We start from the raw sequence: 15,696 nt of genomic DNA, 5'->3' as shown, positions 1-15,696 counted from the left end.
GATTGTTGACAGTTTACAGTCAACAGTCAATGTTCCATACTAAATTAACTCAGTCATTAATTCAAGTCTCAGTCTATTTCCAGCTGACAAGACTTAACTGATGGCTTGGAGTATTGATTTTTAGCAAACACGTAAGTTAGATTCTTGAGTATTAAGTGCTACTTGTAAGTATTACTTAGTTGCTACTTTTTGTGAGAGTTGACAAAATCTTGAAAAGCTTGCCAATATTGGCTTTTAGTCTTGATTTATAGGCAGAAACACAATTTTTCAATCAAATATCTTGTCCTAAAACGTGGACAATTTGAATCTTTACTGTAGAATCAAAACCAACTTCAAACATTTAAAATACGTATTACTTCTGGAGGTAGGATTATTAATCCTTCTAGTAACTTATCAGATGCCAAATTTGCTCCGAAAGCAGACTCCTCAGTCTTGCAAATTTGGGGTGGGCATCCTTTACAAGGTCATGTGAAAATTAGCGGGGCGAAAAATGCAGCATTGGTAATCATGGCTGGAGCCTTGCTGTGTCCAGGTGATTGCCGCATCCGTAATGTTCCCCTATTAGCGGATGTAGAGCGCATGGGTCAGGTGTTATCGGCTTTGGGTGTACGCCTGACACGACAAGGTGACATCTTAGACATTAACGCCAGCGAAATTAAAACCTCAAAAGCTCCCTACGAACTAGTTACCCAGTTGAGGGCGAGTTTTTTTGCCATTGGTGCAATTCTGGCAAGACTAGGAGTCGCGCAAATGCCCTTACCAGGTGGTTGTGCCATTGGCGCAAGACCAGTTGACTTGCATGTGCGGGGACTGCAAGCAATGGGAGCTGAAGTGCAAATTGAACATGGCATTTGTAATGCTTACGTTCCTGGCAGCAGCCGCAGGTTAAAAGGAGCGAAGATTTACTTAGATATCGCCAGCGTCGGAGCCACAGAAAACTTGATGATGGCGGCTACCTTAGCAGACGGCGAAACAATTATCGAAAACGCTGCCAGAGAACCAGAAGTAGTTGATTTAGCTAACTTCTGTAACGCGATGGGAGCAAAAATTACTGGGGCGGGGACTAGCAGAATTATCATTGAAGGAGTCCCCAAATTGCATTCTGTTGACTACAGTATTATCCCCGATCGCATTGAAGCAGGAACGTTTTTAGTCGCAGCCGCAATTACTCGCTCCGAACTCACTCTCTCACCAGTAGCTCCAGAACATCTCATACCAGTGATTGCTAAGCTGCGGGATATTGGAGTCACAATCATTGAGGAAGCCCCAGAACACTTACGTATTCTGCCAGCAGAAACCCTCAAGGCAACAGATATTGAAACCCAATACCATCCAGGTTTTCCCACAGACATGCAAGCGCCGTTTATGGCTTTGCTGACATTGGCTGAAGGCGACAGCGTAATCAACGAATCTGTATTTGAAAATCGCTTGCGTCATGCCTCAGAGTTAAATCGTTTGGGGGCAGATATTCGCGTCAAAGGCAATGCTGCTTTCGTTCGGGGAGTACCCAAGCTATCTGGCGCACCTGTATTAGGCACAGACCTACGAGCCTCAGCAGCCCTAGTCTTAGCAGGACTAGCCGCAGAAGGACAAACCACAATTCAAGGATTACAGCACCTCGATCGCGGCTACGATCGACTTGATATGAAGTTGCAGCAATTAGGCGCTAAAATCCTGCGGGTGGGCGAAGTAGCAGCAGATGTAGAAATCCTTCCCAGCGTCAGTAGTTTGTGAAGTTGTGATGCTCTGATGAGGTAGACAAGGTAGACAAGGTAGACAAGGGGGATAAGATAGCAATCTTTCTTCCTTAGATCTCTTGCAAAAGTTCTTTTTGTAAGAGGTGGGAAAAGGGAAAATAACAAACCTTTCCCCCTTTCCCCTTCCCCTTTTCCCGACTTCTGCAAGAAGTCTCTTGTCTACCCCCTCTCCCTTGTCTCCCTTTCTCCCCTACCCCCTCCATAAAGCCGACCCTACTTAATCGCTATACTATCTGTGGGAGGCTGTTGATTTAACCAGCCAGCTTCCATAGTTGTATTTTTGATAGCTTGCTGCACTATGTCCTTCTTCAAAACCCCCCTGATTGGTTTAAAAGCTGACTCATTTCGCCATCCATTAGACCTAGAATCTACTAATGCCCTCAAGCAGATACCAGGCATCGATATGTTGGTGCGAAATTGGCTAGGGCCAATGGCAGAGCAGGTTTTTTATGTGGAAAATATTGCCTCAAGCGTTCTAGTGGGTGAAAAACAACTGCCTGATTTACACCAGTTGCTGTTAGAAGCTTGCAAAATCTTGGATATAGAGCCTCCCCAGTTGTACGTCCGACAGCATCCGGCTCCTAATGCTTATACTTTTGCGGTGCGGGGTAAGCAGCCTTTTATTGTCTTGCACACATCCTTAATTGATATTCTCACACCAGAGGAAATCCAAGCCGTAATTGCCCACGAGTTGGGACATCTCAAGTGCGACCATAGCGTTTACTTGACCCCTGTGAATTTATTAATATTAGCTGCGGCAATTGTCCCCAATGTCGGTGGCTTCATTGCCCAAGCAATACAAGCGCAACTTTTGGAATGGGTACGCTGTGCTGAGTTTACCTGCGATCGCGCCGCATTGCTAGCAACCCAAGACCCCAAAGTTGTGATGTCGGTGTTGATGAAACTAGCTGGTGGTTCTCCGGCTTTAGCACCGCAACTCAACCTCGATGCTTTTGTTGCCCAAGCCCGTGCTTACGATGATATTAGCAAGACCGAACTCGGTGAAATGGTGAAAGCTGCGCGCACAGCCCAATTAACCCATCCAGTACCAGTGCTACGGGCGCGAGAAATTGACCGCTGGGCAAGCAGCACAGAATATCAATCTTTAATTCAAGGTCACGGACTCAAGCCTACAAATGATGAAGTCGCACCCAAAGGCGGCTGGCGAAACTGGTAAATTTACTTAAAATTTTTCCTCAATTTTCATTCAGCATAGGGAAGTCCAAAAGATAAATGATTTCCTTAAAATTGTTAACTGTTAACTGTTGACTGTGAACCGTCAAAGGTCAACAATTAACAGTAGCAGAGATTTAATTATGCGGTTATCACCTATTTACGAACAAAAATTAGCAGCAGCTAAACAAGAAGGAATTCAAGAAGGACTTGACGAAGGAATCCGAGCAGAACGTCGTAATGTTATAGAAAATTTGTTGCGAGTTAGGTTTGGCTCTTTAGATGCAGAACTAATCAGAATTATTGAACCTTTGTTGGTATTATCTCCAGAAGAATTCACTTCTTTATTGCTACAACGATCGCGGGAAGAGTTATTAAACAGGTTCCTGAAGGATTTATCATAACTGTGGTGGGATTCAAAAATATCTCATTGCTTAATGCCCCATCGCTACCATGACAGCTGTACCCAACGAATATCGCTTTCAACCCATTAACCTGTTTGAGTACGAAAAACTCGCGAAAGACTATTTATCCCAAATGGCCCTTGACTACTACAGTAGTGGAGCCTGGGACGAAATCACCCTGCGAGACAATCGTACCGCTTTTGAGCGAATCAAGTTACGACCTCGTGTATTAGTCGATGTTAGCGATCGCCATCTCAATACTTCCATTTTAGGACAACCCCTGCAACTACCTTTGTTGATTGCACCGATGGCTTTTCAATGTCTGGCTCATCCCGATGGCGAAGTTGCTACGGCTTTAGCTGCGGCATCAGCTGGTATGGGTATGATTTTAAGTACAATGGCAACAAAGAGCATTGAAGAAGTAGCAAGTGCGTGCGAGCAATTTCCAGATTCGGTACGCTGGTTTCAACTTTACATCCACAAAGACCGAGGATTAACTCGTGCTTTGGTAGAAAAAGCGTATAAATCAGGTTATAAAGCACTTTGTCTTACTGTAGATGCACCAGTGCTTGGACAACGGGAAAAAGATAGACGTAATGAGTTTGCTTTACCCTTGGACTTACATTTAGCTAATCTAGCAACTATCTCAGGGTTGGACATTTCCCATGAAAAAGGTGAATCGGGGTTGTTTACCTATTTTGCTCAACAGCTCAACCCAGCAGTCACTTGGAAGGATTTGGAATGGTTGCAGTCTATATCTCCACTACCCCTAGTACTCAAAGGAATTTTACGCCCAGATGATGCATTGCGGGCTGTGGAATATGGTGCCCAAGCAATTATTGTTTCTAATCATGGAGGCAGACAACTCGATGGTGCGATCGCTTCTTTAGATGCTCTAGCTGAAATTATACCAGCTGTCAATGGTAGGGTAGAAGTATTGTTGGATGGAGGTATTCGTAGGGGCACAGACATTCTCAAAGCCTTAGCATTAGGAGCAAAAGCTGTACTCATCGGACGACCAATTTTGTGGGGACTAGCAGTAGCAGGAAAAGCTGGTGTATCTCATGTCATCTCTCTGTTGCAAGATGAGTTAAACATCGCGATGGCGCTTAGCGGCTGTGCCAAGCTACAAGATATTGATGCTAGTTTATTAAAGTTTACACGTATTTAAGCGATAAACTTGAATTGAACCGTATTGGCTTACATTCAAATCATCGCCTGGTAGCTAAAAAAGTAAGATCCAGATATGTGTTTATTATCAAGTTATTCATCACAACAAAACTCTGAGAATCAATTTTGAGATTTGTTGTTGCAAAATTAGTAAATAGAGTATAATAGTGAAGTTGAATATTAGGGCGGGTGGCGAAACTGGTAGACGCACCACACTCAAAATGTGGCGACCTTGCGGTCATAGGAGTTCGATTCTCCTCCTGCCCACTACCAAAAAACTTGATATATAGGGGTTGTTATTCTATAGTCGCTAAAAATTACGTCGCGATCGAAGAATAATCAATAAATTACTTGGAATTTATGTTATATTATGTAATATAGTACAGTACATACTATAAAAGTAAATAACTACACTTAAAAAACAACATATCTACTAGAGAAGTCACAGAATTATAGTATTTTTTGTCTTTCGTAGTTAAATATTGAATATCACAAGAGGTAAAAGGTTATGCGACTCAAAAGATGGGAATCTCCCCGTAAAGAAGGGAGGAATGATAAGGGTAGAGGCGGTTCTGCCAGGAAGCGACAACTCAAAAAGCAAAGACAAATGTTAAGGCAAAAACTTAAGGAAGGTAACAAAGCTAACCAAAACAAAAATAATACAGCAGGGGAAGATGCATTTATCTTCCCCTTATTTTTTGCCTGTTACCTTCAACGAAAATTAAAATTATGTATTTTAAATACAGGCTTTGAGTTGAATCTGTAATAATAAAGAAATAATAAAACTTTTTTAGCAGAAAAATAAGTATAATTTAGATTTTTAACTCAATTGCATACTTAGGTGCCAAAATTATAACAGTAAATTTATAGTATTTTTACTGTTCCAAAAATAAAGAGTAACCAATATTACATAATACAAAATATAATCTTTGAGAAGTTTATCGCAATTGTAATGCTTAGATGAATCAATTAAAAATTAATTATGAAGGAAACATGAATTTTATCAAACAGCCTCTGAAATCCTTTGGTTATACCAGTAAACTAAAACACAGCAACGAATAATTCTAGTATTACCAGAAAAGCCAAAAAGTGTATAAAGAAGGCAATTGCACCTCCATGTGTTAGCTTCCAAAGATAACACAAGCCTAAAAAAGGTCAGGAGTTATCTAATCTGAATTGTTCAATATTCGGAATGGTCTAGGTAATCTATGGATTCTTTTATTGGACACAGGAATTATTTATGGTGGCAAGAGTGCTTCTACCTACTCAAAAAGTACTTGATTTTCCTATTACGGCTCTACGCTTTCACGACCAGGTGCAAACAATAATCAAATGGGCCAGTAAGCGTGAGAGTAGAAGTGTATATGTAGCAAATGTACATATGCTGATTGAAGCTCACTGGAATCCAGAGTTTGCCGGTCTATTACGAAATGCAGATATAGTTACCCCAGATGGTATGCCTCTTGTCTGGATGATGCGGAAAATGGGAGCTATCCACCAAGACCGCGTAGCGGGGATGGATATTTTTCTGGCTTTGTGTCAGTTATCTCAAACACAAAATCTCAGTATTTTCTTTTTAGGTTCGCAAACAGAAATTCTTTCGAGGATGGAAAAAAGGTTAAAGCGCGAATTTCCTCAAGTAAAGATAGCGGCTATGGAACCTCTACCGTTTCGTCCTTTGACTCCAACGGAAGATGAAGCTTTGATTAAAAAAATTAACTCTAGTGGTGCAAATGCTGTTTTAGTATCTTTGGGATGCCCAAAACAAGAAAATTGGATAGCTCAACACAAGGGCAAAATACAAGCTGTGATGATTGGACTAGGTGGAGTTTTCCCAGTTTATGCAGGAATCCACAAACGCGCACCCCGTGTAATTCGAGACTTAGGACTTGAGTGGCTATATCGATGGATTCAAGAACCACGTCGGCTTTTTGGTCGCTATTCTAGAACAATTCCACTCTTTATATGGCTAGCTACTAAGCAATTACTTTCATCAAGTCGTATTGTAGCTGTCTTCCTGCAAGAAACTGGAGACTAAGTAAGTAAAAAATATAAATGTATTTATGCTCTTATAAGCAATTATTAGCGAATTTATACATCAACTAAACTCGAACAATATAACTAGCGATATATTTAATACTGAAATTCCAAAGACTCACTTCTCAAAGAATTTTATGGACAAAAGTTTATTAAAAAATAATAAAACTACAAAAATGTTATGGTAGACTCTTATTCAAGGTTGAGCTTTAAGGAATAAAAATACACTAGTACTCCAGTAAGTACACATTAATAAATGCTGAAATTCTATTAAATTTTTCAAAGAATCCTTACACTTAATTACATTGCAGATACTTGAATGAAATTATCCCAATATTTATCGATCAAATTAATCACATCCTCTAGAAAGTTGCGATGGTCAACCAAACCAAGTAGCTTCTATAATTATTTTTTTCGTCCTAATCCCTTGAGTTAATCAACAAACACTAGCTTTAATTACTCAGCATCTTCATACTGGATTGTGCAAGATTTTGATTCATCCAAGATGCATAACTGCTGAGATTTGGATTGCCAGTGTTTGTTAGATTTGACATACAGAGAACTAGGAAGTTTAGTTGAGTACCATCAAATTAGTCCTGAATTCATATTAGATTGCAGAGAGCAAAGATGAAAATTGGAATTTTAACTTTTCACCATGTCACCAATTATGGAGCAACACTCCAAGCTTGTGCGCTTTGGACTTTCCTTAACAGCCAAGGCTATGATGTTGAAATCATAGACTATCGACCCCTAAAAATAGTATGGAAATACTTCAGACCTTTAATTCCCCTGAAAAAGCCTGAAAAAATCTTTGTGAACATTCCCAGGGCTTGGAAAATGAGACGGTTTTTACTTTCTCTTGTTAAATTGAGTCCGAAAAAATTCTATGATAAAAAAGGCTTAGAATACTATCGCGATAAATATGACGTAGTAATATGTGGCAGCGACCAAGTATGGTGTCTAGATTCCTTTAGAGGTTTTGATTCTGCTTTTTTTTTGGATTTTATTAATAAAGAAACTACTCGTAAAATTAGCTACGCCGCTAGTTTTGGAAATACCGTAAAGTTAGGAAATTACCGCGAAACGATTTCCAATTTAATTGCTGAATTTGAAACTATTTTAGTTCGGGATTCTAATAGCGCAAATATTATTAATAACGAATGTAATCAAAAAGCTATAAAAGTTTTAGATCCTACTTTTTTAATTGAATATGACAAAATTAAAACTCCTCCAAAAATCCCCGGTAAATATATTTTGTTATATTTTCATGATGAAATAGAACCAAAAGAAGCAGAATTTATCAAATCATTAGCAAAATCTGAAAATCTTACAATAGTTTCAGTAGATGAACCCAAGGAAATAGCACAGATAAATCTAGAAAGTGCTAGTCCAAAAGAGTGGTTAGGACTATTTAGTGAAGCATCTTACATAGCCACCAATACTTTTCACGGCACTATATTTTCTATTATTTTTCAAAAACCTTTTAATGTATTTCTGCGTAGTGATAAACAGAATAAAGTTGCAGATTTGCTGAAGAATTTAAATTTGGAAAACCGCATATTTTCTTTCAATGAACAGCCAACTCGCGAAGAAACTTTTGATATTGATTATGCGTCAGTATCAAAAATATTAGAATCAAAAATACTAGAATCGAAACAACATTTACTTCAAGCGATTTCACCACAAACAAGTAATGATTATGCAAGTAAGGCGGTATTGAATCAGGAGTTAAAATAATTAAAATGTCTAATTTGAAAATTGAATCTTTAACATCAAATAATCTTTCTCACTACAGAACCCAACATAATTTTCAGCGAGTAGGAGAGATTAATAGTATTGAAGAACTACAGGAATACTGTAATTGGGCCAAAGAAAATAAAGTCAATATTTACATAATTGGAAATGGCTCTAACACGTTGTTTGCCAGAAAGAATATCCAATCATTGATATTGAAAAATAAACTACCCAAGTACATAAAAAGTCTAGGTGATAACAGAGTAGAAGTGTCTTCTTCTGTTTCGATTATGGAGGTATTAAAACACTGTTACCAAAACTCCGCGGACTCTTTTTATTATCTGGCGTCTGTACCGGCAACTATTGGTGGTGCATTAGCAATGAACGCTGGTAGGGGAAGGCAACATGGATGTACTATATATGATTTTGTGGAAAGTGTAACATTCTTTGAAGACGGCTCAATAAAAACACTTGATAACAGTCAAATTGTACGAGATTATCGACAAACTATATTCACTGGTGTCCACTCCAAACTAATATTGAGTGCAGTTTTTAAATTTGAACCGCAAACATTCACAGAAAATCCTATAGTTTTCAGACAACATTGGGCAAAAAAACATCAAGATAATACAGCACCAAACTGTGGTTCAGTATTCAAAACTGCTAATTTCAAAATACTGAGTAAGCTTAGAGGAATGTCGATTGGCAAAGCGATGTTCTCAGCTAAAACAACTAATTGGATACTGACTAAATCACAAAATAGCTATGCAATACTTTTGTTGATTAAAATGGCTCAATTTTTACATTTTGTCAGCGGGCAAAAAATTGAACTCGAAGTAATTGTTATCGATTAATTAATTGGTGGGAAAAAATGTCAGAATTCAGCACCCAGGAGTCAGAAATCAGAATTTAGGGGTATCTACTACAATAGTACACTGGTTCATTAAATATTTTTCCTCATTGTTTAACCCTTCTGGCTCCTGAATTCTGATGCCGTTTCTTGATGAGGCTATGCCAAATATTAGATTTTTTCAACGTATAAGTACGCTGAGGTTAATTTGCTACATTGCAAAATAATTAGGCGCATCTTCATAGAGAATTGGCTTTTCCGTAAACCAAGGTTTGTGTCATCGCTTCAAACACTCACTGCTTGACTCTAGGATTGTGCAAAAATTCACCTACTAAAATCAACGATAAAAGTACTTGACACAAACCCATGACTAGCTGCTATATTAAGTAGGGTGAAGTTGTTGGGGCGTAGCCAAGTGGTAAGGCAGCGGGTTTTGGTCCCGCCATTCCTAGGTTCGAATCCTAGCGCCCCAGTAAATAAAAAGACAGGTGCTTATGCCTGTCTTTTTGCATTTGGGTTCAAACAACTTAAAATACATTACTCGAACAATTACTTATCAGGCGACTTCAGAGCTCGATCTAGAACTTGCCTAGCTTCTTGTGCTTTAGCTCGTGCTTCTTGGTAACGCACATTAGCTTGAGCAAAATTTTTCAGAACTTTAAAGCCTTCCTTGAGGCGAGTAATTTCCTCTTCACTCACTGATTCGTCAGTGAACAGAACATCAACTGCTTGACGAATTTCCAAGGCTTCAGTTCGTGATTCTTGAACTTTCAGCTTGAGGGTTGCTAGATTACTGAGAACTTGCACGGCTTGGGTAATGGCATCCTCACCGTTAGCAGTATCAGCACTTGGCTCTTTAACCTCAATTAATTGTTGGGGGCCAAATCCTTCTTCTAGTTCCGTGGGTAACTTACCTGCATCCATCAGTTCCATTAACTGATCCATTGCTTTGTCACGGGCTTTAGCTGAATCTTTACCAGAAACAGTGAGGATAATTTCTGGGCTTTGGGCGAGAGTATACTGAACCATATTTAAGCAAAAAATTTGCTGGTTAATTAAACCAAGGACAATAATTATAACATGTTGCGTGTCATCTTATTTGTTGGTTTATTTATGCCGGAGACGAGGGATTTAAAATAAAACTTTATACTTGAAAAGAAAGAGTATATTTATTTTCGCAGGAGGGGAGAGGAATGACTCTCAATCCCACCATTATGCAAGCAGTGGAACAGATGGGTTACCGTGTCACCGTTGGTGATGTGGCAATTCAGGCAGGATTGAACGTGGCTGAAGCTAATCAAGGTTTATTGGCATTAGCATCTGAAGCTGGCGCACATTTACAAGTAGCAGATTCAGGTGACATTGTTTACCTATTTCCAAAAAATTTCCGCACAATTTTACGTAATAAGTATTTCCAGTTACGGTTGCAGGAATGGTGGAAAAAAGTTTGGAATGTTCTGTTTTACCTGATTCGGATTTCTTTTGGAATTTTCTTAACTGTTTCCATCGCCTTGATAACTATTACCATCATTATTATCATGACCGCGGCCAATTCAGACCGTGACAGCGATAACGGGAGCAGTAATTCCGGTGGTGGATTCTTCTATTTCCCAAATTTATTTTGGTATTTTAGTCCAGATTATGACACTCACTACCAACAACGGCGAGATGAAAGGCGACAACAAAGCGATTTAAATTTCTTTGAAGCTGTGTTTTCGTTTTTATTTGGTGATGGTAATCCTAACGCTAATTTAGAAGAACGTCGCTGGCAAGAAATTGCTACGGTAATTAGGAATAATCGTGGTGCAGTGGTAGCTGAACAAATTTCGCCGTATCTTGATGACATTGGGGAGAAATATCAAAGAGATTACGAAGATTATATGCTACCGGTTCTGACACGATTTAATGGACAACCATCCGTTAGCGACGAAGGGCAAATTGTATATTACTTCCCAGAGTTGCAGATAAGTGCAGCCAAAAAGCGTCGTCGTTCAATAGCAGTTTATTTAGAAGAATTTCCTTGGCGTTTTAGTGCTGCAAGTTCAGGACAAATTATGCTGAGTGCTGGCTTGGGGATACTCAATTTTGTTGGTGCTTTAGTATTGGGAAATTTATTAGCAAATGGTACCGCTGCTGCTCAAATAGGTGGACTAGTGGCTTTTGTCCAAGGAATTTATTGGTTGCTGTTGGCTTATGGAATTGGTTTTTTAGGCATCCCATTATTGCGTTATTTTTGGATTCAGTGGCGGAATCAAAAAATTGCTGCCCGCAATCGCGATCGCCTTTCTCGCGCTAGGCTATTAGCAAGCGCGGATAGTTCTTTGCAGCAAAAGCTTGATTTTGCTCGTCAATTTGCAGCAGAAAAATTCATTGGCGATGAGGATTTGGTTTACTCCACCGAAACCGACTTACTAGAACAAGAAGTTGAACGTTCTGCACAAATTGATGCTGAATGGCAACGGCGCTTGGATGAATCTTGAGGAAGAATTCAGAATTCAGAATTCAGAATTTAAGACTTGGAATTGAGGAGTGCAAAAATTTTCGGAATTAGTTAGGACTTCGGGACTGACAAATAAAAAATATCCAATTAACTCTTGTCAGGTGGGCATCTCGTCCACCCTACTGTCGGGTATCATATAAAACTATGGTGGAGAAACTTTTCAGAGATTTTATCAGTCTGGTTCTCCAAATTCTGCAAGAATACGCCAATGTCATCTTCTGCTCAAGGTATTCCTGGGTTACCAGATTTAACACATCCGACTGAGCTTGTGCAATTTGGAACTCAAGCACTTACAGCTTCAGTATTATTAGTATTTTTAGTTATAGCTTTGGGAATTGCGATCGCTCTGGTGAGTTTTTCTCTACGTCGCCATCAAACCGAAAATGTGATTGTCATTGGTGAATGGGCTGTTCGTTATTCCCAACTTTTACGAGGATTACAACATTTAACTTTAGTATTAGTTCTCTTAGTGCCGGGATTTTTTCTCTGTTCAACTTTGAGCAACCGCTACCATCACTGGGAACAAGCAAAGGTGGCTCAAGTGGTGGAAAGCGTCGCAGGTGAAAAACTCGAACAGTCTGCTCCTCAAGTACGCTACTCTATTCAAGAGCCATATTCTTACACCACCCAAGTCAACGGCAAGATAGTTAAGGTCAATGATACGCGGGAAGTTACCCGGTTTTTAACGTTGGGTGGTTCGCAAATTCAAGTCAAACTCGACCAAAGCGTAGATGTTCCCGGTCGCAGTTCAATTTATCGCGTGGAATACACTGCTGATTATAAAGTAGTTAACCAACTCAACAATGTTAATAATTTTTTCTTTGAAGCACCGCCACCTAATGGCTATTCGCTGCTTGCTAGCTACAAAGTAGAGCGTGACGGTACTAGATTACAACAAACCAATCCTGGGGATTATGGCTTTCCCTTCCGTCTACAATCAGGGGAAGCAACCACCTTTCGAGTTACCTATCAAGCTCAAGGAGGGCCGCGTTGGGTTTACAGCGCCGAAGGACAGTTGCTTTCTAACTTCCGCCTCACAGCAATTGCTAACTTTGCTCCTGCTGATTTCGCCAGTGGTATTGTACCCAATGAAATTAAAGTTGATGGCCGCAGCACTCAATTTACTTGGATATTTAACGATAATGTTTCAGTGAAAAATCCCTTTGGAGTGTTTACCAACACCGAACCAATTCGTCACACTGGTATCATTCCCAGGCTGTTATTGCTAGCACCAGGGATATTTTTGTGGTGGATATTATTGTTATATTTATCACTGCCCATGAGTTTTAAAAATATCGCGATCGCTGGTAGTATTTTCTTTGCTTGTCTATTAGCTTTGACCTATCTGGCTCGCTTGATAAATCCTCAGTTGGCTTGGGCTTTCATTTCCATTATCTTATTGTTTTTAACATGGGGATTAGGTGCTAGCCGTAGTACTTCCCTTGCTGCTATTATTTGCACTATTGCTGGAGCAGTATTACCCATCTTTGGATTATTAGTACCCTTTAGCGGCCTCACCCTCAGCCTCGCCGGTTTACTTTCCGCCGTTTGGCTAGCAGTTCTTCACTGGTACGGTTGGTTCACTTTGCACCCAGAAGACCAAAGATTACAGATACAGAGAAACGGTAGAGATTAATACCAATTCAAAATTCACGTATGATGTGGATTAGACGCTAAAACCCTTGATTTATCGTTGTAGAGACGTTGCACTGCAACGTCTCTACAGGGCACACTGCTCTAGATATGATATTGCGGTAATCTGGTTATGATGAGCAAAGTTTTAGCTAACAATACTTATGGATGGCGATTTACTAACTTTCTTTGCAGCTGCTGGGTTGCTGATTCTCTATCTCATCTTCTCCGCCTTCACGGAAATGGGTACTAAACTTCCTTGGAAGAAATAAGCTAATGGAGTGATGAATTGAGGAATTGAAAGTTTGTAAGATCAAAAATACAGCAGAATTGTGAATTTAAAATTACAAGAGACTCTGTGCTGAGTTAGCAAAGGTAGATAAAGATTTACACTTCTCAACTTTGTTGGTCTTGGAAAAAACTATAAACATCTATTAGGCTGGGCTATTATATTTAATTGATTGAGAGAATGGCAAATGAGCGACCCACAGAAGAACCAAATTAAAATTGAGCCAGCAACCCTCGTTTTGATTGTGTCTATCTTAATACTTTTGCCTCTGCTAGTTGTTGGGTTTTTCTCGCAGTGAAACTATTTAATGTCGTTTTAGCCTTTCATAGACGTTTGTTGATAATACGTCAACCCGTACTGTAGGGGCACAGCAATGCTGTGCCCCTACAACAGATGTGGTTTTTTCAAGCACTTCATATTTTGTATTTACCGTCAATGCGTAAGTCGTATATTTATGTGTTGCCAAGATTTAACAAAATGATATGAGCGACTTGCATTGTGAATGCATTGGCTTGCATTGTGAATGCATTGGCTTGCATCGTGAATGCATCGACTTGCATCGTGAATGCATCGACTTGCATCGTGAATGCATTGGCTTGCATCGTGAATGCATCGACTTGCATCGTGAATGCATTGGCTTGCATCGTGAATGCATTGGCTTGCATCGTGAATGCATTGGCTTGCATCGTGAATGCATCGACTTGTAAAATATCAACTTTGCTTGTCAATCAATGCTAGAGCGATCGCCATTGTTCTCAAAAGCGTTAAGCTTTAACAGCAACTCATAGTGTGACTGTTGACGATTAACATTCAACAGTCAACACTCAACACAAATTCAGCTTATTGAGGTAAAACTTGCCGCAATGCTGCTATCAGTTGGTCAACACTTTCCTTACGACTATTAAAGCCCATTAGTCCTACGCGCCATACTTTACCAGCAAGTTCGCCAAGACCGCCGCCAATTTCAATATTATGTTCATTGAGTAACTGGCGAGCGATCGCTTTGCCGTCTACTCCGTCTGGAATGCGGACAGTGGTAAGGGTAGGCAGTCGATATTCCCGCTCAACGTGCATACTTAATCCTATGTCTTCCAAACTTTCCCAGAGATATTCTACGTTCTTTTGATGACGCTGCCAGCAGTTTGCTAATCCTTCTTCAGCAACTAAACGCAGTGCTTCCCGCAATGCATAGTATAAGTTAATTGGTGCTGTGTGGTGATAGACGCGATCGCTACCCCAATATTTACTCAGCAAAGACATATCTAAATACCAATTGGCAACTTTTGTGCCACGCTTTTGCAATTTCTCGGCTGCACGCGGACTCATGGTAAAAGGCGAAGCACCGGGTGGGCAACCCAAGCCTTTTTGGCTACAACTATAAGCGAGGTCAACTCCCCAAGCATCCAAGAATATAGGAACGCCGCCGAGACTGGTAACGGTATCTAGTAATAATAAAGTGCCAAATTCACGACACAAATCAGCAACTCCCTCTAAAGGTTGGCGTGCGCCAGTGGAAGTTTCGGCATGAACCAAAGCAAGAATCGCTGGGCGATGGGTTTCCAGGGCAGTTTTCAATTCTTCCAAGCTGAAAACTTGTCCCCAAGGCTTAGTAATTGTTCGCACATCAGCGCCATAACGTCCAGCCATATCCACCAAGCGATTACCGAAGTAACCAGCTACGCCAATCAAAACCACATCACCGGGTTCCACGCTATTGGCGATGGTTGCTTCCATTGCTGCTGTTCCCGTACCACTAACTGCAATGGTGAGTGGGTTTTCTGTTTGCCATACGTAGCGCAGCAACGATTGAATTTCATCCATCAGTGCGAGAAAAGCCGGGTCAAGATGCCCGACTGGTGAAGTATTCATCGCTTGCAGGACTGTAGGATGGGCATTGGAGGGGCCTGGCCCCAACAGTAAACGGGAGGGGATTTCTAAAGGTGAGAGTTGCAGGCGTTGAGAATCGTTAATTGAAATTGTTGGCGTCATAATTTGTCTTCGCAAAGACGGTACTTACCGCATCATAAAGCGAACGCATCACCGATGTTTGAGTCCGTCTATCATTTGCCAGAAGAAGCAACAGCCACAAAGTTTTACAGTAAGTCTAAGGAAAGAGCGAATCAACCATTCATGGGAAAATTACCCAACCA

At 40.3% G+C, this 15,696-nt stretch carries 13 protein-coding genes and 2 tRNA genes; 12 read left to right on the top strand and 3 right to left on the bottom strand.

From position 1 onward, the window contains the following. The first annotated feature begins 372 nt into the window (after positions 1-372). The 10 genes from murA (at position 373) to VF06_RS16265 (ending at position 9,598) form a co-directional block, all read left to right on the top strand. Entirely contained in the window at positions 373-1,734 is a 1,362-nt protein-coding gene (murA, locus tag VF06_RS16310) for a UDP-N-acetylglucosamine 1-carboxyvinyltransferase (protein ID WP_180267311.1), read from the top strand. 321 nt (positions 1,735-2,055) lie between these two features. After that, a complete protein-coding gene (locus tag VF06_RS16305) occupies positions 2,056-2,934 on the top strand; it encodes a M48 family metallopeptidase (protein WP_099067477.1) in 879 nt (292 codons plus the stop codon). Between the two features lie 139 nt (positions 2,935-3,073). Next, on the top strand, positions 3,074-3,334 hold the full coding sequence (locus tag VF06_RS16300) for an RpnC/YadD family protein (protein ID WP_099067478.1): 261 nt from the start codon (positions 3,074-3,076) through the stop codon (positions 3,332-3,334). 49 nt (positions 3,335-3,383) lie between these two features. Further along, positions 3,384-4,505, top strand: coding sequence for a glycolate oxidase (locus VF06_RS16295; RefSeq protein WP_099067479.1), 1,122 nt, complete (start codon positions 3,384-3,386; stop codon positions 4,503-4,505). A 182-nt stretch (positions 4,506-4,687) separates the two neighbouring features. After that, positions 4,688-4,771: transfer RNA gene (locus tag VF06_RS16290), tRNA-Leu, on the top strand. 241 nt (positions 4,772-5,012) lie between these two features. Further along, the gene (locus VF06_RS16285) at positions 5,013-5,270 is read left to right on the top strand and encodes a hypothetical protein (protein WP_099067480.1); all 258 of its coding nucleotides are present in this window, start codon (positions 5,013-5,015) and stop codon (positions 5,268-5,270) included. A 474-nt stretch (positions 5,271-5,744) separates the two neighbouring features. Then, complete coding sequence (locus VF06_RS16280) at positions 5,745-6,542, top strand: WecB/TagA/CpsF family glycosyltransferase (protein WP_099067481.1); 798 nt, start codon at positions 5,745-5,747, stop codon at positions 6,540-6,542. A gap of 626 nt (positions 6,543-7,168) precedes the next feature. Further along, complete coding sequence (locus VF06_RS16275; RefSeq protein WP_099067482.1) at positions 7,169-8,278, top strand: polysaccharide pyruvyl transferase family protein; 1,110 nt, start codon at positions 7,169-7,171, stop codon at positions 8,276-8,278. Between the two features lie 5 nt (positions 8,279-8,283). Continuing rightward, complete coding sequence (locus VF06_RS16270) at positions 8,284-9,129, top strand: FAD-binding protein (RefSeq protein ID WP_099067483.1); 846 nt, start codon at positions 8,284-8,286, stop codon at positions 9,127-9,129. A 397-nt stretch (positions 9,130-9,526) separates the two neighbouring features. Then, a tRNA-Gln gene (locus tag VF06_RS16265) sits at positions 9,527-9,598 on the top strand. Between the two features lie 76 nt (positions 9,599-9,674). On the opposite strand, the gene VF06_RS16260 is transcribed toward VF06_RS16265, so the two are convergent. After that, the gene (locus VF06_RS16260) at positions 9,675-10,154 is read right to left on the bottom strand and encodes a hypothetical protein (protein ID WP_099067484.1); all 480 of its coding nucleotides are present in this window, start codon (positions 10,152-10,154) and stop codon (positions 9,675-9,677) included. 164 nt (positions 10,155-10,318) lie between these two features. Between VF06_RS16260 and VF06_RS16255 the strand changes: the two genes are divergently transcribed. Together VF06_RS16255 and VF06_RS16250 are read left to right on the top strand one after the other, a co-directional pair. Beyond that, the gene (locus VF06_RS16255) at positions 10,319-11,605 is read left to right on the top strand and encodes a hypothetical protein (protein WP_099067485.1); all 1,287 of its coding nucleotides are present in this window, start codon (positions 10,319-10,321) and stop codon (positions 11,603-11,605) included. 228 nt (positions 11,606-11,833) lie between these two features. Next, the gene (locus tag VF06_RS16250) at positions 11,834-13,261 is read left to right on the top strand and encodes an FUSC family protein (protein ID WP_099067486.1); all 1,428 of its coding nucleotides are present in this window, start codon (positions 11,834-11,836) and stop codon (positions 13,259-13,261) included. 737 nt (positions 13,262-13,998) lie between these two features. Here the strand turns inward: VF06_RS16250 and VF06_RS40845 are convergent. Next, the gene (locus VF06_RS40845; protein ID WP_244918048.1) at positions 13,999-14,274 is read right to left on the bottom strand and encodes a hypothetical protein; all 276 of its coding nucleotides are present in this window, start codon (positions 14,272-14,274) and stop codon (positions 13,999-14,001) included. A 112-nt stretch (positions 14,275-14,386) separates the two neighbouring features. Then, on the bottom strand, positions 14,387-15,535 hold the full coding sequence (locus tag VF06_RS16240) for an alanine--glyoxylate aminotransferase family protein (RefSeq protein ID WP_099067488.1): 1,149 nt from the start codon (positions 15,533-15,535) through the stop codon (positions 14,387-14,389). Positions 15,536-15,696 lie beyond the last annotated feature (161 nt).

This window comes from Nostoc linckia z4 (assembly GCF_002608075.1).
In the GTDB taxonomy this organism is placed as follows: Bacteria; Cyanobacteriota; Cyanobacteriia; order Cyanobacteriales; family Nostocaceae; genus Nostoc; species Nostoc linckia.
This window is presented reverse-complemented; position numbering and strand designations above follow the sequence as displayed.